This is a genomic window from Alistipes intestinihominis, from assembly GCF_040095975.1.
GTDB lineage: Bacteria > Bacteroidota > Bacteroidia > Bacteroidales > Rikenellaceae > Alistipes > Alistipes senegalensis.
In genome coordinates this window covers 142,040-160,594 of the sequence record NZ_JBBMFL010000004.1, presented here as the reverse complement: position 1 = coordinate 160,594, position 18,555 = coordinate 142,040, and the positions used below count along the sequence as shown (strand labels likewise).

At 53.7% G+C, this 18,555-nt stretch carries 15 protein-coding genes and 1 tRNA gene; 12 read left to right on the top strand and 4 right to left on the bottom strand.

Annotated elements, in window-relative coordinates; all coding sequences use genetic code 11:
- The first annotated feature begins 39 nt into the window (after positions 1–39).
- Together udk and WMO46_RS05165 are read left to right on the top strand one after the other, a co-directional pair.
- The gene (gene udk / locus WMO46_RS05170) at positions 40–663 is read left to right on the top strand and encodes a uridine kinase (RefSeq protein ID WP_349093941.1); all 624 of its coding nucleotides are present in this window, start codon (positions 40–42) and stop codon (positions 661–663) included.
- Positions 664–696: 33 nt separating this feature from the next.
- Positions 697–1,110 (top strand): hypothetical protein, encoded by a 414-nt coding sequence (locus WMO46_RS05165; RefSeq protein WP_349093940.1) that lies wholly within the window; start codon positions 697–699, stop codon positions 1,108–1,110.
- 95 nt (positions 1,111–1,205) lie between these two features.
- Here WMO46_RS05165 and mutS read toward each other — a convergent pair whose 3' ends face one another.
- From mutS to WMO46_RS05150, 3 genes are all read right to left on the bottom strand, one after another.
- Positions 1,206–3,869 (bottom strand): DNA mismatch repair protein MutS, encoded by a 2,664-nt coding sequence (gene mutS, locus WMO46_RS05160; RefSeq protein WP_410520082.1) that lies wholly within the window; start codon positions 3,867–3,869, stop codon positions 1,206–1,208.
- Positions 3,870–4,086: 217 nt separating this feature from the next.
- Positions 4,087–4,662, bottom strand: a complete 576-nt coding sequence (locus WMO46_RS05155) for a uracil-DNA glycosylase family protein (RefSeq protein ID WP_019150403.1) — start codon at positions 4,660–4,662, stop codon at positions 4,087–4,089.
- The gene (locus WMO46_RS05150) at positions 4,655–6,070 is read right to left on the bottom strand and encodes an ATP-dependent DNA helicase (RefSeq protein WP_129649688.1); all 1,416 of its coding nucleotides are present in this window, start codon (positions 6,068–6,070) and stop codon (positions 4,655–4,657) included. Before WMO46_RS05150 ends, WMO46_RS05155 begins: the two co-directional genes overlap by 8 nt.
- 48 nt (positions 6,071–6,118) lie before the next feature.
- On the opposite strand from WMO46_RS05150, the gene WMO46_RS05145 reads away from it, so the two are divergent.
- The 10 genes from WMO46_RS05145 to WMO46_RS05100 all read left to right on the top strand — a co-directional run bounded on the left by WMO46_RS05145 (position 6,119) and on the right by WMO46_RS05100 (position 16,457).
- On the top strand, positions 6,119–6,754 hold the full coding sequence (locus tag WMO46_RS05145; protein WP_019150405.1) for a hypothetical protein: 636 nt from the start codon (positions 6,119–6,121) through the stop codon (positions 6,752–6,754).
- Positions 6,732–7,346: a hypothetical protein gene (locus WMO46_RS05140; protein WP_349093939.1), complete on the top strand. Its 615-nt coding sequence runs from the start codon at positions 6,732–6,734 to the stop codon at positions 7,344–7,346. The genes WMO46_RS05145 and WMO46_RS05140 overlap by 23 nt, the downstream gene beginning before the upstream one ends.
- On the top strand, positions 7,337–7,873 hold the full coding sequence (locus WMO46_RS05135) for an RsmD family RNA methyltransferase (RefSeq protein WP_196018071.1): 537 nt from the start codon (positions 7,337–7,339) through the stop codon (positions 7,871–7,873). Before WMO46_RS05140 ends, WMO46_RS05135 begins: the two co-directional genes overlap by 10 nt.
- A 55-nt stretch (positions 7,874–7,928) precedes the next feature.
- Positions 7,929–8,002, top strand: a tRNA-Asp gene (locus WMO46_RS05130).
- A 304-nt stretch (positions 8,003–8,306) separates the two neighbouring features.
- Positions 8,307–9,620 (top strand): site-specific integrase, encoded by a 1,314-nt coding sequence (locus WMO46_RS05125; RefSeq protein WP_349093938.1) that lies wholly within the window; start codon positions 8,307–8,309, stop codon positions 9,618–9,620.
- Positions 9,621–9,630: 10 nt separating this feature from the next.
- Positions 9,631–10,221 (top strand): ORF6N domain-containing protein, encoded by a 591-nt coding sequence (locus WMO46_RS05120; RefSeq protein ID WP_349093937.1) that lies wholly within the window; start codon positions 9,631–9,633, stop codon positions 10,219–10,221.
- Between the two features lie 69 nt (positions 10,222–10,290).
- Positions 10,291–13,155, top strand: coding sequence for a hypothetical protein (locus WMO46_RS05115; RefSeq protein ID WP_349093936.1), 2,865 nt, complete (start codon positions 10,291–10,293; stop codon positions 13,153–13,155).
- A 10-nt stretch (positions 13,156–13,165) separates the two neighbouring features.
- On the top strand, positions 13,166–13,540 hold the full coding sequence (locus WMO46_RS05110) for a hypothetical protein (RefSeq protein WP_349093935.1): 375 nt from the start codon (positions 13,166–13,168) through the stop codon (positions 13,538–13,540).
- Between the two features lie 145 nt (positions 13,541–13,685).
- Positions 13,686–14,093 (top strand): structural protein P5, encoded by a 408-nt coding sequence (locus tag WMO46_RS05105; RefSeq protein WP_349093973.1) that lies wholly within the window; start codon positions 13,686–13,688, stop codon positions 14,091–14,093.
- A gap of 6 nt (positions 14,094–14,099) precedes the next feature.
- Entirely contained in the window at positions 14,100–16,457 is a 2,358-nt protein-coding gene (locus tag WMO46_RS05100) for a hypothetical protein (protein ID WP_349093934.1), read from the top strand.
- Here WMO46_RS05100 and WMO46_RS05095 read toward each other — a convergent pair.
- Complete coding sequence (locus WMO46_RS05095; RefSeq protein WP_276716170.1) at positions 16,432–18,555, bottom strand: NACHT domain-containing protein; 2,124 nt, start codon at positions 18,553–18,555, stop codon at positions 16,432–16,434. The genes WMO46_RS05100 and WMO46_RS05095 overlap by 26 nt on opposite strands.

Sequence of the window (18,555 nt, the reverse complement as noted above, 5' to 3'; positions counted from 1 at the left end):
ATCCTTTTCTTTATATAGTTAGCCTAAAATTCTGACACAATGAACGTAACGGTAATCGGAGTCGCCGGAGGCACCGGCTCGGGGAAGTCAACGCTCGTCAAACGGTTGCAAGAGGCATTCGTGGGTGATGACGTTGTGACGCTCTGCCACGACTACTATTACAAGGCGCATCCGGAACTCACCTACGAGGAGCGCACGAAGCTCAACTACGACCATCCGCAGGCTTTCGACACGGAGATGCTGGTGGAGCATATCAAGGCGCTGAAAAACAACGTGCCCATCGAACATCCGGTCTACTCGTTCGTGGACCACGACCGCACCGGTGAAACCGTCTGCGTGAAACCCTCGAAGGTGATTATCGTTGACGGCATCCTGATTTTCGAGAACCGTGAGCTGCGCGAACTGATGGACATCAAGGTTTATGTGGACACCGATGCCGACATCCGGTTGGCGCGGCGTATTCTGCGCGATGTCTGCGAACGCGGACGGACGATGCAGTCGGTCATCACGCAGTACACCTCGACCGTGAAGCCGATGCACGACGAATTCGTCGAGCCGTCGAAGAAGTACGCCGATGTCATCATTCCCGAAGGCGGCTTCAATTCGGTGGCCGTCACGATGCTGATACAGAACATCCGTTCGCTGATTGAGCGCAGTAAATAGGTAACCTAAGAGCATCCTTAAAATGATGAAGCTATGAAAAAATTTATTGCTTTTCTAATTATCACGCTTTCATTTGATTCGTTTGCTTTTGCTCAAAGCACCAACGATGAAACTGAAAAAGCACCGCCAATGGAAGGTGTAGAGTTAATTCGTAAAGTTTTACATTTTGATATAGAAGGCGAAATATATACCGATGTAGAAGTTGCTATCAAATCCAATAGCCCAGATTACTTTTTCGTTAATAAGCATAGGGTTAAAGTAAAAGTAACAGACTCTAACGGTAAAATAGTATGGAATAAGACTATGAAAAACGTTTATCTATATGTTTTTTCTAATGGACAAATTCAGGTTGGAAGACCCAAATTCAGTAAGCTTGTAATTTATTCAGATAAGTATGCCAACAAATATGAGAAAGGTATAATAAGAGAAAAAGAAGGCGTGTATTAATTAGAATAACACCTAATTAGATACATAATACGAGCCCCGAACTTCTCGAAAAGAGGCCCGGGGCTCGTGTATATCCTATTTCAAGCATTGCTTCGTCAGATGCCGGTTATCTTCTTGATTTCGTTGAGTTTGTTCAATGCCTCGATCGGCGTCAGCGAATTGATGTCGAGGCCCTTGATCTGATCGCGGATTTGCACCAGAACGGGGTCGTCCAGCTGGAACATCGACAACTGCATGTTCTGAGGTCCGGCGCTCTTGGCTGCCTCCTTCACGGCCTGCGCCGCCGATTTGCGTCCCCGCTCCTTCAGACTGCGGCTCGGCACGATCTCGTTGTTGCCGTAGACCAGTTCGAGGTTGCGCAGAATCTCGTCGGCCCTCGAAACGACCGACATCGGCATACCGGCCATGCGGGCCACGTGAATACCGAACGAATGTTCCGTGCCGCCGCGTTCCAGCTTGCGCAGGAAGACGATCTGGTTGCCGATCTCCTTGACCGAAACGTGGTAGTTCTTCACCCGCGGGCACATCTGCTCCATTTCGTTCAGCTCGTGGTAGTGCGTGGCGAAGAGGGTCTTGGCGTGCGCCGTCGGATGGTTGTGCAGATACTCGACCATCGCCCAGGCGATCGAAATGCCGTCGTAAGTCGAGGTTCCGCGCCCGATCTCGTCCAGCAGCACGATACTGCGGTCGGAGATGTTGTTCAGGATGCTGGCCGATTCGAGCATCTCGACCATGAAGGTCGATTCGCCCTGCGAGATGTTGTCCGAAGCCCCGACGCGGGTGAAAATCTTGTCCACGACGCCGATATGGGCCGACTTCGCGGGTACGTAACAACCCATCTGGGCCATCAGGATAATGAGCGCCGTCTGACGCAGTAACGCCGACTTACCCGACATGTTGGGACCGGTTATCATCATGATCTGCTGCTGCTTGTCGTCAAGCATCACGTCGTTGGGAATGTACTCCTCCCCCACGGGCATCAGGGTCTCGATCACCGGGTGGCGGCCCTGCCGGATGTCGATGCGCTTGCCGTCGTCGAGCACCGGACGCACGTAGCGCCGCTCGCAGGCCAGCCGAGCGAAGGATTGCAGGCAGTCGATGCGCGCCACCACGGCCGCGTCGCGCAGCATCGGCGTCAGCGAACCGCAGATAAATGCCATGATCTCGGCATAGATGCGCTGTTCGAGCACGAGCATCTTCTCTTCGGCGCCGAGGATCTTCTCCTCGTACTCCTTGAGCTCCTCGGTGATGTAACGTTCGGCATTGGCGAGGGTCTGCTTGCGAATCCACGTCGCAGGAACTTTCTCCTTATGGGCGTTGCGGACCTCGATATAGTAGCCGAAGACGTTGTTGTAGCTGATTTTGAGCGACGGAATACCCGTCGCCTCGCTTTCGCGCTGCTGAATGCGCGAAAGGTAATCCTTGCCGTGGAGCGCGATGCGCCGCAGGTCGTCCAGCTCGGGATCGACCCCGTCGGCAATCACGCCGCCCTTCTGTATCTGGTTGTTCTGCGGATCGGGATAGATCTCGCGGGCAATGCGTTCGCGGACCTCCGCCAGCGGGTCGATCTGCCCCGCCAGCGCGTGCAGGCGGTCGTCGTCGGTGGATTCCAGAGCGGCTTTAAGGGTGTCGATGGCCCCCAGCGAGTTTTTGAGCTGCACCAGTTCGCGCGGCGTGACCCGCTGGGCCGCGATACGGCCCGCAATGCGTTCGAGGTCGCCCACCAGCGCCACCTGCTCGCGGATAACGTCCGCGAGGTCGGCATCCTTGATGAAGCGTTCCACCACGTCCAGCCGTTCGTTGATCCGCACCGGGTCCTTGATCGGCATGGCGATCCAGCGTTTCAGCAGGCGTCCGCCCATCGGCGTCAGCGTTCGGTCGATCACTTCGGCGAAACTGCATTTCTCGCGTGCGCCGTTCGACGAAAAAAGCTCCAGGTTGCGGATCGTGAACTTATCGACCCACACGTAGTCGTCCTGGTCGATGCGGGCGATGGAGGCGATGTGCCCCGTCTCGCGGTGCTCGGTGAATTCGAGGTAGTAGAGAATGGCCCCGGCGGCCGAAATGCCGCTGGTGAACTGCTCCACGCCGAAGCCTTTCAGCGATTTGGTCCCGAACTGCTTGCAGAGTTTCTCGCGGTTGACCTCCTCCGAAAAGACCCATTCGTCGAGGCGGTAGGTGTAGAGTTTCGAGCCGAACGAACCGGAGAAACGGTCCTCGTAGCCGCGCTGATAGACCACCTCTTTGGGCTGGAGATTCGAAATCAGCTTATCGACGTAGCTGTCCGAACCTTCGGCCACGTAGAATTCGCCCGTGGAGATGTCCAGAAAAGCCACGCCCGTGATCTGCCGGCCGAAATAGACCGACGCGATGAAGTTGTTCTCCTTGTTGGCCAGGATGTTGTCCCCCAGCACGATGCCCGGAGTCACCAGCTCGATGACGCCGCGCTTGACGAGCCCTTTCACCAGCTTGGGGTCCTCCAACTGCTCGCAGATGGCCACGCGCTCGCCGGCCCGCACCAGCTTGGGCAGATAGGTGTCGATGGCATGGTAGGGAAATCCCGCCAGCTCGACGTACGCCGCCGATCCGTTGGCGCGGCGTGTGAGCGTGATGCCCAGTATGCCGCTGGCCTTGATCGCGTCGTCGCCGAAGGTCTCGTAAAAGTCGCCTACGCGGAACAGCAGTATGGCGTCGGGATGCACCGCCTTGATGGCATAATACTGCTTCATCAGGGGCGTCTCGACATATTTTTTGTCGATTTTCTTGTCTGAGGCCAAAATAAAAAATTGTATAAATTATACGGCAAAGATACAAAAAAATCGGACCTTTGCAATAGCCGATTGCCAGCGGAGCCGTAAAACCGCCCGGCATATAAAAGCATCGTTACGCCATCAAAGATAGCCCTTTTTTGGATGCCGTGCAAAGCCGGAACTCAATTTTTTTTCGCTTTTTCCGGCTGTTTTTCCGGCAGCAGCGTCAGATGATCCCGCTTTCGGCGAAGACTTTCCGGTAAAACCCGGCTTTCCACTCCACCGGCCGCGGATAAGCCCGCGACGAGGAGGGCATGCGCCACAGTTTCAGGTCGCGTCCGGCAAAGTGCATGGGCACCCACCCGCCCACTGCGGGCTCGTCGCAGCCCGTGACGGCGCGCAGCGTGTCGGTAGCTTTCTGCCCCGTGGTGACGATGTTCCCGCAGGCGGGAATACGGGCCAGCAGGGCCGCGAGATCCACTTCGCGCACCACTTGAAGAAAATTATCCGAAGCGTTGTCTTTCAGTCGTATAACCTCCACTGCCGTATCGTAGAGCGCAATACCCCGCTCGCGGCAGAACGCCTCGATGCGCTCCTTGTCGAAACGCCGTCCGCCGGGCTCCAGGAAGTGCGTCTTGTCGCCCGCGGCCAGGTAGCCCACGATGCGCCACATGTCGTTTTGCAGATTGGGATAGAAGAACTCCATCGACCAGCGGATGCGCTTGGGAGGGAAGCTGCCCAGCATCAGCAGGCGGGCATTTTCGGGCAGAAAGGGTTCGAGGGGATGCTGTTCGCTATTCATAGAATTGATCGTCGAAATTTACAAGATACAATTTATCGGTGGCGCGCGTCAGCGCCGTGTAGAGCCAGCGGAGCATGTCGCGCGTCATCGGCTCGTCGCCGAACAGGCAGCGGTCGATGAAGACCGCCCGCCATTGGCCGCCCTGCGCTTTGTGGCACGTGACAGCGTAAGAGAACTTCACCTGAACGGCGTTGAAATGCGGATTCTCACGGATTTCCTTGAAGCGTTTGAGCTTGCTCTTGATGTCGAGGTAGTCCTTCTCGACCTCGTAGAAAAGGCGCGTGGACTCTTCGCGCGTGAGCGACGGGGATTCCGAAGCGATCGTGTCCAGAAGTATCTTGCACTCGATCTCCGCGCCGTCGTAGTCGGGAAATTCGAGCACGGCGTTGGCGAAGCGGAAGCCATAGAAATCCTCGAAGCGGCGCAGGCGCTTCAGCCGCGCGATGTCGCCGTTGGCGATGAAGTTCATCGGACAATCCTCCGTATGTTCGGGAAAATAGTAGTTGTTCTTGACGACCATCAGCATATCGCCGCTCTCGATCTCCTCCTCGGCGCAGAGCACGTTGCGCCGGATACCCTCATTGTAGCGGTTGGCGCGCTTGTTCGACCGCGTGACGACGATCGTTTCGTCGCGGCCGTAAAGGGCGTAGCAGTCCTGCAATTTTTCGAGGAACTCGCCGCCCTCGATCCGCTCGACATCCGGGAAGCCGAGCCGGAAGCGGGGAATCTCGTAAAGGCCGTTTTCAAGCATGCAGCGCACCACCGTGGCGTTGAACAGGATGCCCGACTGCGCCTCCTGCCGCACCACTTCGTCCATCGTGCCGTAAATGATGTCGCCGTAGGCGTCCATCGACGCGGGATCGAGCGCCGGGCTGAAATCGGCCCCCACGGGCGGCAGCTGGGCGCTGTCGCCGACCAGCACCAGCCGGCACCCGCGGCCGCTGCGGACATACTCCACCAGGTCCGAAAGCAGCGATCCGCTGCCGAAAACCGCCCCGCCGCCCGACGCATCGGAAAGCATCGAAGCCTCGTCAACGATGAACACCGCTCCGCACTCCCGGTTGAAATCGAGCGAGAATTTCGATTCGTAATCGGCGTTCGTGCGCTGGCGGTAGATGCGTTTGTGGATGGTAAAAGCCTTTTCCTGAGCGTATTGGGCCAGCACTTTGGCGGCCCGCCCCGTGGGCGCCAGCAGCACGGGTTTGATTCCCAAATCTTTAAGCGCCCCGACCAAAGCCCCGATGAGCGTCGTTTTTCCGGTGCCCGCATAACCGTTCAGCACGAAAATCCTCGAAAAATCGTCGTCTGCAAGATATTCGGACAACTTTTCTATGATTTTTTTTTGCCCGGGAGTTGTTTCGAAACAAATTTTAGCGTAAATTTGGGTCGCGATACGTGTGCTGAGCATGCGTCGGTTTTTAATTTAGTGCAAAATTAATAACAAATATCTATTAAAATGAAAAAACTCGTTCAAATCATTCTTGCCGTAGCTATCGTGGGCCTGATCTACGTTATCTACGTCCAGATCTCCACCCCGATTCGTTTCGATCAGGAAATGAAGACGAAGAAGGCACAGGTTATCGACCGCATCAAGGACATCCGTACCGCACAGCGCGCATTCAAGTCGAAATACCAGCACTTCACCGGCAGCTTCGACTCGCTGACCGCTTTCGTACTCACCGACACGCTCGAAATGGAGCGCAAGATCGTGGACGAGGACGACTCGGTGGCAATGGCCATGCTGAAAAAATCGGGCAAGAAGAACATCGAGAAGTTCAAGGTAGCCGTGATCGACACCATTTTCGCTCCCAAGAAGGTGAGCCGCGAGGATGTCGAGAATTTCCGCTACATCCCCGGAACCGACAAGAAGGCGGAGTTCATCATGGAAGCCGGCGTCATCACGACCGAGTCCAAGGTCGTAGTCCCGGTCGTGGAGTGCCGCGCTCCCTACAAGATGTTCCTCGACACGGTCACCTACCGTCAGGAGGTCATCAACCTGATCGACGACGAGGAGAACAACTTCAACCGCTATGCCGGTGTCAAGTTCGGCTCGATGGATTCCGGAAACAATGAGGCCGGTAACTGGGAGTAACACGCCGCAGGCAGGCTATACGGTGTCCATTCAGCGCTCGTTGGATGGACACTCTTTTTCGGTCCCTGCGCTGTCGGACATCCCTGCGGAGCACACGGCCGTGCAGGTCGAACTGCTGCTTCCCCGCACGATGCTCGTCCCCGCAGAGTTGTTCGACGAAAAACACGCCGCCGAGCTGCTCGCGGCGAACGGAATGCCCCCGGCAGCGGACGAATGCGCCGTATGCTGCGGCCGGGAAGAGGAATATGCAGCCGTCGCGGCGATTAACCGCGAAATCCTGCGGCAGATCGAGGAAAAACTCGGCGACCGGGCCCGGTTCACCACCCCGCTGCTCCATACGCCGCACGATGCGACCAAAACCGTATGGATGTGCCGCCGCGCGGAACTGTTATATATAAAGGTATACGACGACGGGGCCCTGCAACTGGCCGAGGTGATTCCCGCAGGGTCGGATGCCGACCTCGCCTACTTCTTCGAGCGGCTGAACGGCTGTTTCCCGCTTGCGGGGTTCGAACTGCGCATCGCGGGCGACTCCCCCAAGGCGGCCCGCAGACTGCTGGGAAAACGTTTCAAACAAGCGACATGCGAATAGTAAGCGGAAAATACAAGGGCCGGGCGATCAATCCGCCCCGAAACCTGCGGGCGCGGCCGACGACCGATTTCGCCAAGGAGAACCTCTTCAACGTATTGGGCAACCTGGTGGATTTCGAGGAGTGCGACGTGCTCGACCTTTTCGCCGGCACCGGGTCGATCAGCTACGAATTCGCATCGCGCGGGGCGCGGAGCGTCACCTCGGTGGAGATCAACGCCGTCCACTACAATTTCATCCGGCAAACCGCCGCACAGTTGGGAATTGGGAATTTCTACCCGGTGAAAGCCAATGTGTTCCTCTACCTGAAAAGCTGTCCGAAGCAATTCGACATCATTTTTTCGGACGCCCCCTATGATCTGGAAGGCAGCGAACAGGTCGTGAAACTGGTCCTTGAAGGCGATCTGCTGCGTCCGGGCGGCATCCTCATTTTCGAGCACTCGAAAAAAATGGATTTTTCGGCTTATCCCGAGTTCTGGCAATTAAGGAGTTACGGAAGCGTGCAATTTTCTTTCTTCAAAAAGCCGTGAAAGCATTTGCCGATTCAAAAAATTCCATTATCTTTGCACTCGCAATAACCGGAATGGTGCGTTAGTTCAGCTGGTTAGAATACGTGCCTGTCACGCACGGGGTCAGGGGTTCGAGTCCCCTACGCACCGCAGACGAAGAAACGAGATGGTTACCGCAGCCGTCTCGTTTTCTTTTGTTTATGCCCTATTGCACGATGCGTCAAAGCGTTAGGAAATCCGCTTCAGGTTACATATGGCTTACGCGAAACCGCCCCGAATCCGTTCCTGCGGACACTTCGGGACGCCCGAACGTAACCCATTCGTAACCGGCGCATCGCAATCGCGTAACCTTGCCTCGGCTTGTCTTCGCGGCGTCCTTCATTGACTTTACCTATTTGTCAATCAAATAGTTGTGTTGGACTATTTTTGTCGAACCAATAAGTAAAGTATCGTTATGAAGAAAGACACGAACCAGCGGTTACACGAAAACGCCGCGAGACCGTCCCGCAGGTTACGGGCACAGAAAAGTACCTTCGCCGTAATTTTTATCATTCAGAAAGGCAAGATCCGCGAAGACGGCACCGTCCCTATCGTAGCGCGCATCACCGTCAACGGCGAAATGGTGCATTTCGCTACGAGAATGTACATCCATCCCGACCGCTGGCTGCCGAAAGATTACCGCACGGCGGGCAAGACCAAAGAGGAGAAACAGATCAACGAGATGCTCGAAGAGTTGCGCGTGCTGATACGGCGCAAATACGACGAGATGCTTCGGCGCGAGGAGGTCATCACGGCCGGCAAACTCAAAAACGCCATCACGGGACTCGACCAGAACGCCACTACGTTATTGCAGGTTTGCGACCGTTTCATCGAGGATTATACCGACCTGCTCAAAACCGAGCAATGCTGCCGCGAAACGTATCTGCGTTACAAACTGACCCGCAACCGACTTGCGGAGTTCATGCAGGCGCGCTACCGCCTGCCCGATATGGCGGTCAAGGAGCTGCATCCCCGCTTCGCTACCGATTTCGACCGATGGCTGCGCATGAACTACCGGCTGACGAACAATTCGACGATGAAGTTGATGCGGCAGTTGAAGACCATGTTGCACGTCGGCTATTTGAACGGCTGGTCGAAGAACGATCCGCTAGCGGGCTACAAACTCCATTTCGAGAAGGTGGACAGAGGCTACCTGACCGACGAAGAACTGGACCGCCTCGCGAATAAGATATTCGCCATGAAACGGCTCGAAGTCATCCGCGACCTCTTTCTGTTCAGCTGCTATACCGGCTTGGCCTATATCGACCTCAAACATCTATCCGCCGATATGCTCCGCCGATGGCCCGACGGCAATCTCTGGATCGACACCAAACGGCAGAAGACCGATGTTCCCGTGCATGTGCGTCTGCTCGACGTTCCCATACGATTGATCGAGAAATACGACGGTACGGCCAAAGGCGGCTTGCTTTTCCCCGTCCCGTCGAATCAGAAGGTCAACTCCTACCTGAAAGAGATTGCAAGCGTGTGCGGCATCGACAAGGATTTGACATTCCACATGGCGCGGCACACCTTCGCTACGACCGTTACGCTGGCCAACGGAGTACCGATCGAAACCGTATCGAAGATGCTCGGACATACGAATATTCAGACGACGCAGATTTATGCGCGGGTCATCGACACGAAGATCAACAACGACATGGAGGTCCTCGCCGGCAAGCTGAACGCCAAGGCGATGATTCGCCCGACAACGGTTGCGGCCGGTTTATAAACAGATTTTTATGGAATTGCAAATCATACAGAACAAGATTCACGAGGTGCGCGGCGTGCGGGTGATGTTAGACAAAGACCTCGCGGAGTTGTACGGCGTCGAAACCAAGGCTCTCAACCGTGCCGTCAAACGAAATATCGAGCGTTTCCCGGAGCGGTTCATGTTTCAGCTGACCAAAGAGGAGGCTTTAAGGTGCCGAATTGGCACCTTAAACGATATGCCGCTTGAACGAGGCAAACACCTGAAATATCTACCCTATGCCTTTACGGAGCAAGGCGTTTCGATGTTGTCTGCCGTATTGCGAAGCCCGACGGCGATTCAGGTCAGCATCTCGATTATGGATGCGTTCGTCGCCATGCGCAACTGCATCCTGACACGAACCGCCGAATCGGTCGAGATCGCACGACTCCGGGAGCGGATTCTCGAACTCGAACAAACGACCGAAGAGATATTGGGCGGAGTCAACGATTTGTCGGAAGACGTGCGCAAGGATATCGAAACGATTTACGAAGCGATCGGAGCATTATCGGTCGAACTGCCGAAACGGAATGCAGCCCGAAGACCGATCGGATTTCGGGTTACCCCTGAAAAGGAACAGTAGCGCAACGGAGACAAAGTATCTCTTCCGTACTCGCCGCCCCGTCTACCTTTACGCCAAAGGAGAGACGAGGTGGCGATTTTCGGTCTGAAATATTACGCTGAACTTCGCTCGAAGTACAAAGGCGTTTTGTGGCGCGTGGAGATTTCGGAGCGGGGGTACGCAGGTCCGTCGGAGGAGATGACCTTCGACGGCGGTGCACCGTTGCAGATCACGTGGGAGAAACGGGGCGACGAGTTCTACGTGCCGGTCAAGGCTTCGGAAGCGACCATCAATATCCTCTGCAAGGAGAATTTCCATTACCTGGCTCTGTTTACCTCCGATCCCCGTTATTTTCGCGTCTCGATTTTCCGCAATCGGCAGCTCTATTGGCGGGGCTACGTAACCTCCGACCTCTACTCCGAGAACTTCACCGCTCCGCCCTATACCGTCACGATCAAGGCCGTGGATGGTTTCAACCTCTTGTCGAGCATTCCGTTCCGCGACCTCGTACATATCGGCACCGCGGGCAGACGGTCGCTGTGGGAACTGCTCTCCTCCTGCATCGACCTGTTGGAGTTGGATTTCGATACGGCGGACTGGATGGATCTGTATGCCGAAGGGATGGACGAGAACGCCTCTCCGCTCCGTCAAACCTATATCGACCTCGAACGGCTCTACTACGTCTACGAGGAGCCTACCTATCGCGACATCCTCGAACTGTGCCTGCGTCCGTTCGCCGGACAGATCTTCCAGTCGAACGGCGCCCTGCATATCCGCCGTGCCGTGTCGCTCTACCGAACTGCCCGTCCCGTGAATTTCTACCGCGTCGGCACGGAGCATCCCGTCGGGCGGGTCGTTACGGGCAGCGGACTGCGGCTCGTGATCCATACAGGTGCGCAGGTCGTCGCGTCGGCGGCCCGCGAGCGCATCGACGGTATGTGGACGGGCGACCTGCACATCGAGGGAAGTTCGACGCTCGACATCGTCCCTGCGCTGCGCAAAGTCTCGGTCGATGTAAAGAACAAAAGCCTCGACAACCTGATAGCCCGCATCGGGTTCTACGATCCCGACGCGTGGACGGATCCGCACGGCTTCGTCTCCGTGAAAAGCGGGGAGGAACTCTATTTCAGCGGCGAGGATGCCTATCGGGGTGCGGAGGTCGTAACTCGGGGCTTTCCCGTCGAGCAGTGCAACTTCCCGCTCGTATGGGAGTTCGGGTTGCAGACCTACCATCGGGAATGGGGACTGGGTATTTACCGCCCGAACGAAAGCGTCGATGTCGCGGTGCATTACGGCGTTCGCATCGTCGGCGAAAAGGCGACATACAGCCTCGCCGAGAGCGGCTCGTGGGTGCAGTCCTCCGACGGGGAGATCGCGAGTACGGTCAAGACCGGCAACGAGCAGAATATGAAGATCGAGATCGACGGCATCCCCTGCGACGGCGAGTGGCGGTTCTTCATCCGGCAGACGCTCATCGGCAAGATCACGACCTATACCGACCGCTTCGGCAACCCGAGCGGCCGCACCTCGGGCTATCAGGAGAGCGCCGCGTTCCGCAAGATGACGCTCTCAATCGATGCGGGCGACAGCTATGACAAGGGTTTGCGCTACGAATCGCTCGTCGATCCCGCGAACAATGTCGATATGTCCGTAACGCTTCCCGTGAGCGATATTCCCGCCATTCCGAACGACCGGCTGCTCTATGCGCTCTACTACCTCGATGCCGGCGGCAACCCCACGCGCATCTGGCATACGAAAGGTCGGAACGACTACGACACGCTGGTCGGTCATATCGTGCAGGGAGCATTGCGGTACAAGCAGCTGCCGAGCCGGCGCATCACGGGCGAGATTTTCACGGGACAGCATATCGATATGAATACGGTGGTTCGGGACGACAAGTTCCTGAACGCCGCCTATTACTTGAACTCCATCGAGCTGAATGCCCTCGACGACTCCTACAACAGCGAACTCACGGAGATGCCGCATCTGCTCGCAACGGAGAGACCGCCGGAGGGCGACGACTGCATAGCGGTCGCGACGCTGTCCTTCACGGTCGGCAAGGCGATCCGCTGCCTGAACCGGCTGCTGCTCCAATCCTCCGATAAAAAGACGGTCTATGCCTTCGATACCGCTACGCGGCAGGTGCGGGAGATCTATCGCAGCACGACGTCCTTCGAGATGTTCGAGGCGGACGAAGGGTTCGTCGCGGTGGACGGGCAAGAGGTCCGCTACCTCGACTATCGCGGTACGGTCGAACGGATATACGTCCCGCCGGAGGAGTACCGCAACGTCGCGACCTGCATGGACGGGTATATTCATATCCTGAAATCTTACCGGCAGTATATCGGTCCGCGCAGCGGCAATGCCGGCGGACGCAGCGCCGCCACGGCTGAGGACGAGGAGCCGAACTACCGCACCTATCGCTACCTCTCGCGCCCGGAGTGCAAATACGTTTCGCCCGATGCCTCGACCGGCTATCGCGGACGGGGATATGCCTACGAGGGTACGCCGATGTCGGGTGCGATCCTCGCCCTGCGGCGCACGGAAAATACGATCGTCGTGAACACCTCGCATGGCGCCTATCTGCACGACAAACGGTTCCACCAGCCCTGCAAGATGCTGCAATTCGCTGCGGGCGAGCAGATCGTCACCGTCTCCGACAACTATATCGGCATCAACGCCGACGATATGCTGTGGTTCTACCGGCGGGATTCGATTACCGAGCGGACGCTGCTCCGGCGGTTGGGACGCTGGGCGGATCATGCCGACCATACGATGAGCGAGGTCGTGCACTCCTACGACGACGGCATCTTCATCCGGAACTTCCGCGACGACACGACGACCGACGTTCGGAACGTCGCCGGCTGGGGCGAGAACATCATGGGGCTATTTTTCATCTACGGCGACCTCTATATCGTGCGCGAACGGACGATTTACAAATACATTCCTGAATAAGTGCGAAACTATGGAAACACTATCCATCATTCTGAACTTCATCCTCGCCAGCGGACTGGCGGGAACGATTCTCTTTTTCAACGCGAAGAAGCGCAAGGAGAACGCGGCCGCCGACTCCGCCGAATTAGCAAACACGGAGAAGGTCGTGGCGATCCAGTCCGAGCAGATCACGCGGCTGGACGGGCGTGTGGAGAAACTCGAAGAGAAGGTCGGCAAACTCGAAATCATCATCGAGCACAAGGACGTGGAGATCGACCACAGCCGCATCGTCATCCGACAGGCATACAAATGCGAAACGCCGCCCGAACATTGTCCGGTCTTGCTCAAAAGAGCCGAGTTGGAACGCAGGCGCAAAGAGAACGACGAAAATAACCGAAAATCATAAAGCAATGAGCAGAGGATTGAGTAATTGTAACCGACGCCGCGGAGCGAGAGCAGAACCCGCTTCGGGCTCTGCCGAGCCGCAAGGAGGAAACGATTGCTACAATGACATTCCAGAACGAATAACAGATATTATGAACGAGAAAACTTTGCCGAGAGGGATGCGCAATCGTAATCCCGGCAATATCCGCCGATCGGCAACGAAGTATCTGGGCGAGGTTGCGCCCTCGCGCGATACGGCATTCAAGCAGTTCGAGACGATGGCGTGGGGCTACCGCGCGATGTTCGTGCTGCTGGACTCCTACTCCCGCAAGGGTTATCGGACAATCCGGCAGATGATCTCGCGCTACGCTCCGCCCGTCGAGAACCATACCGAGAACTATATCCGTTGCGTGTCCGAATGGTCGGGCATCGGTGCCGACGAGCCTGTCGATACGCAGGCGGGCGAAACGATGATCCCCGTCGTGGCTGCTATGTCGCGCGTGGAGAACGGGCGGCCGGCGGTACTATCGGACGTCGAGACAGGCTGGACGCTCTATCTGCAACACAAACCCTAAACAGCCATGTCCCGGAGAATCGCCGATTTACTTATAAAGATCGGGGCCGACTCGTATGAGTTCCAACAGAAGGCGCAACAGGTCGAGAAAGGACTCGGCTCGCTCGAAAAGAAGCTGACCTCCATCGGCAAGTCGCTCTCGCTGAAGCTCACCGCACCCCTTGCGGCATTGGGCGGCGTGTCGCTACACCTGGCCGATGTACAGGCCAAAGCCGAGGCGAAGGTGCAGCAGGCGCTCAAGGTTACGAATCAGGCCGTCGGTTACAACTTCCGGCAGCTGGCCGACTACGCCTCGGAGTTGCAGGGCAAGACGATTTTCGGCGACGAGACGATCCTCGACAAATCCACCGCCCGCCTGTTGGCTTTCACCAACATCACGGGCGAGAACTTCAAGCGCACGCAGGCGTTGGCATTGGACCTTGCTACGGCGTTGGAGATGGATTTGGGTTCGGCGTCGTTGCAGTTGGGCAAAGCGCTCTCCGATCCCGCGACGAAACTCTCGTCGCTATCGCGTGCCGGCATCACCTTCTCCAAGGAGCAGACGGAGGTAATCAAGAAACTCGCCGAGACGGGCGACATAGCCAAAGCGCAGGCGATGATCCTCGACGAGTTGGAGCGTAAGTTCGGCGGGCAGGCCGAAGCCGCCGCACGGACGGGACTCGGAGCCGTGCAGCAGCTCAAGAATGCGTGGGGCGACTTCCTCGAATGGATCGGTGCGGCCATCATGCCTTTCGCGACGAAGATAGCGGGTGCGCTCTCGACGGTCGTGCAGATGCTGCAATCGATGTCGCCGGCGATGATGCAGACGATCGTCGTCGTGGCGGGGCTGATCGCAGCGGTCGGTCCCCTTTCGCTCGGAATCGGCACCGTGATCAAGGTGCTGCCGATGCTGGCAGCAGGATTTACGGCATTGCTATCGCCCGTCGGATTGATTATGGCGGCGGTCCTCGCGCTCGGTGCGGCGTTCGCCTACGCCCGCATCCAAAAGCAGAAGATGATCGACGAGATGGCCGAGACCGAATCGCTCGACGAACTCGAACGCAAGTTGCAGGAGAATATCGCCGAGCAGAAAGAGATCATCGCCACGACGACCAAGACGCGGATGGTTCCGAATTTCGGAGGATTGGTCGCCGGTTTTACCTTGCAGAAAGTACCCGACGAATCGAAACTCGCACCCTTGCGCAAGGAGTACGACTTGCTGACGGCAGCTATCGAGAAAAAACGCGAAACGGAGAAGAAAGCCGCCGAAGCGCAGGCCGAACTGAACAAGGTAACGGACGAGGCTCGCAAGCAAACCGAGGAACTGATGAAGTCCATCGCCGGAACCAACGCGCAGACGGAACAAAGCACGGGTATCATCGGCAAATTGCAGGCGCGGATCGAGGCTCTCGAAAAGAAGAAACTGCTGCCCGAATCGACCGTCGAGGATATCGCCGCGGCGAACGCCGAGATCGAGAAGCTACAAAAAGAGCTGGAGCGCATCAAGAATATCAAGCCCGAAGATCTGAAACCCGTCGTCAAGATGGACGGTATTCTGCCCGGGGGCTTCGAGTTGGAACTGCCGGCGCCGAAACTCAAAATGGGCGATCTGAAACCCGTAACATCGCAATACGCGCAGCAGATGCAGACGATATTCGGTGCGGTGCGCGAAGGATTGTACGGCTGGGCAGACGACAGCAGCGCATACTTGCAGGAGCACATCGCCGATACGGTTTCGATGGTCGAGAATTACACGACGGCACTGACGGCAAAAGGCTGGTCGTTCTCGGCAGCATTGGAGCATGTCCACGCCACGATTGCGGAGGTGATGACGCGCTTCGATCAGCAGGTGTCGAAGTTTATGGCCGACAGCATCGTCGCAGCGGCGGAGGCTATCGGGCAGATCATTGCCGGCGATTTGGGATTCGGAGGACTGATGAAAGCGATCTTGACGCAGTTCGCCAATTTTTTGAAGAATATCGGCTCGCAGCTCATCGAGTTCGGCGTGATGATCATCGCCTTCAAATCGGCGTTGAAATCCGTTCTCGCCAACCCGTGGGCGGCGATCGCCATCGGTGCTGCGATGGTCGCGGCGGCAGCCGTAATGACGGCGCTCATCAACAAGAATGCGAAGAAGAGCGTGCCTGCGCTGGCCAACGGCGGTCTGGCATACGGTCCTACCTATGCGATGGTCGGCGACAATCCCAATGCAGGCACGGATCCCGAAGTCATCGCACCGCTGTCGAAGTTGCAGGCGATGCTCCCGACGGGCGGCAGCGCGCAGAATCTACGAATAACCCTCGGCGGTCAATTGACTGCCAAGGGTCGGGATTTGGTGTATGTTCTCGGAAAGGAGAACTTCAAGTCAGAGGTGTTGGGTGGGTGAGATTAACTAAAAACTTTTTTGTTTTATCGTTTATAATTCCCATTTTAATTTGATCATAGGATAATCCTAAATGAATATCCATATTTTCTGGGGAAATAAAATAAAATTCTCCTTCTAAATATAAAACATGTTTATTCAGCAACTCTGTTAAAAGCGTTTTTCCTATTCCTGTACCGCACACTCTTCGGTTGTTGATTTTATCTTTGAATTTAGCCATGCGGCCTTTACTATGAGATTTAAATAAAACTATAATTTTCCTAAGTTTTTTAAATAACGAAAGTTGTTCTTCGGTTAACTCTGACAAAATTTTATTATGACTCCAGTATGCATCAAAAGGGTAATCGGGACGCTGTGATGTAAAGATATTTAAACATTCTGTATTTCTATTTCTATATAATAATATATATTGCCCATTATGTGAATAATCAATATTTAGATGTTCACAATCAAACACTATTGTATTATCTGAGTTTATGTTCGTTGTGTTTTCAATAATTATTTCACTGGGATAACTATAGAGTGTATTACAAGTTATAGAGATAGGCGGTATTAAAATACACCTACTCTTATTTAACTGAATTTTAGCATCATCTGCATCAATGGCCACATCTGATAAGAAATCGCCAATAAATAGAGTTTCTGATTGAGGGAACTTACATTCATAGTTATATGATTTATCATCAATCTGGAATGAAACATCGCAGTATAACGAAGTTTTATCAATATTAGTCTCATCAATAGATAAACTGGTTACATGTTCTGAATTATCTAACGATTTAATAGACGCATATAAAAATGGTAATATTTTACGGTCTAATTTTCTATCTTTTGATAACTTATCGTATATAAAGAAGAACATAAAAGCATCTTTATAAACTGTATTTAGATATTCATATGCCAAATTTGCATATGAATCATTTTGAATTAATCTCGCGATAATATAACTTTCGAATACCGCATTTTGAATCTTTTTATTTTCGATAAATGGATGTTCTTTTATCCAATTGCATATTTTCTCTTCATATAAACTATCAAATGTATTATCTCCCGTTATATTTAAATTAATGGGTTTAGATAAAATAAACGCAATAATTCTATAGCACTGTTCGTCTATATTATATATAGTGTTATATACATTATCTTTAAATGAGTTAGACCTCCCATTTAATAAAGAAGGTAACAAATTGATATTGATTTTTTCTTCCTTATCTCTATTGAGAATTAGCTCTATAATCGTAATTATCAGATCTATATTTTTATCATTCTTTGCTAATAGTTCTTCGTGAAGTTTTTTATAATTACGCTCTTGTGATAATAATAATGTTATTGATAATAGAACAGGTGCATAACCAATAAATGATAAATATTGGGATTTTTTAATGTCTGATTGGTTTTTAAAAAATCCCTCTATTGTTTCAATAATATAATCCCGGACAATTATATATTGTTGCTCGAATCCTTGGATATCTAATTGCTTGTCAATAAATTCTTTTGCTTGTCCTATTGTAAAAGCTTCTATGCTTAACAAAGAAACTTTGACACCTTTTTCATCAAGATATAGATATGTATGGTCAATGGCTTGTGTTCTCCCTAAAATCACGACACAAGTATTGGGCGAAGTTTTACTAATTGATGCAATATTATCCAGAAAACTATCATATCCATTGGCTGTAGTTTTTAGGTAACCTTCATCCATCGCGTCAATTATCAAAAATGATTTGCCGGTACGTAATTGTGCAATAAAAATTGGCGCGTCGTCATATCCCAGACTATCGAATAATATGCCAGTTAGGGAATTACTTCCAACAGCATCATGCAAACTAAGATTAAAAATGGGGGCAGTATAATGTGCTGATAAATATTTGGATAGTTCGCTTTTCCCTGTTGCACCCGCCGCAGAAATACAAATAACATTGGGAATATCATCTTTCTCAACATTAGTTTCATTTATTTTTAAGATAGGAGCTACATATTTTTTATTTTCTGAATCTTTTACATAAAATGATTTTGCTGACGATGCAATTGGAAACTCAAAAGGTAATTTATTCTGCAAATATTTGTCTCCTAATCCAAACAGGGTAATAGTATTCTCTTTCAT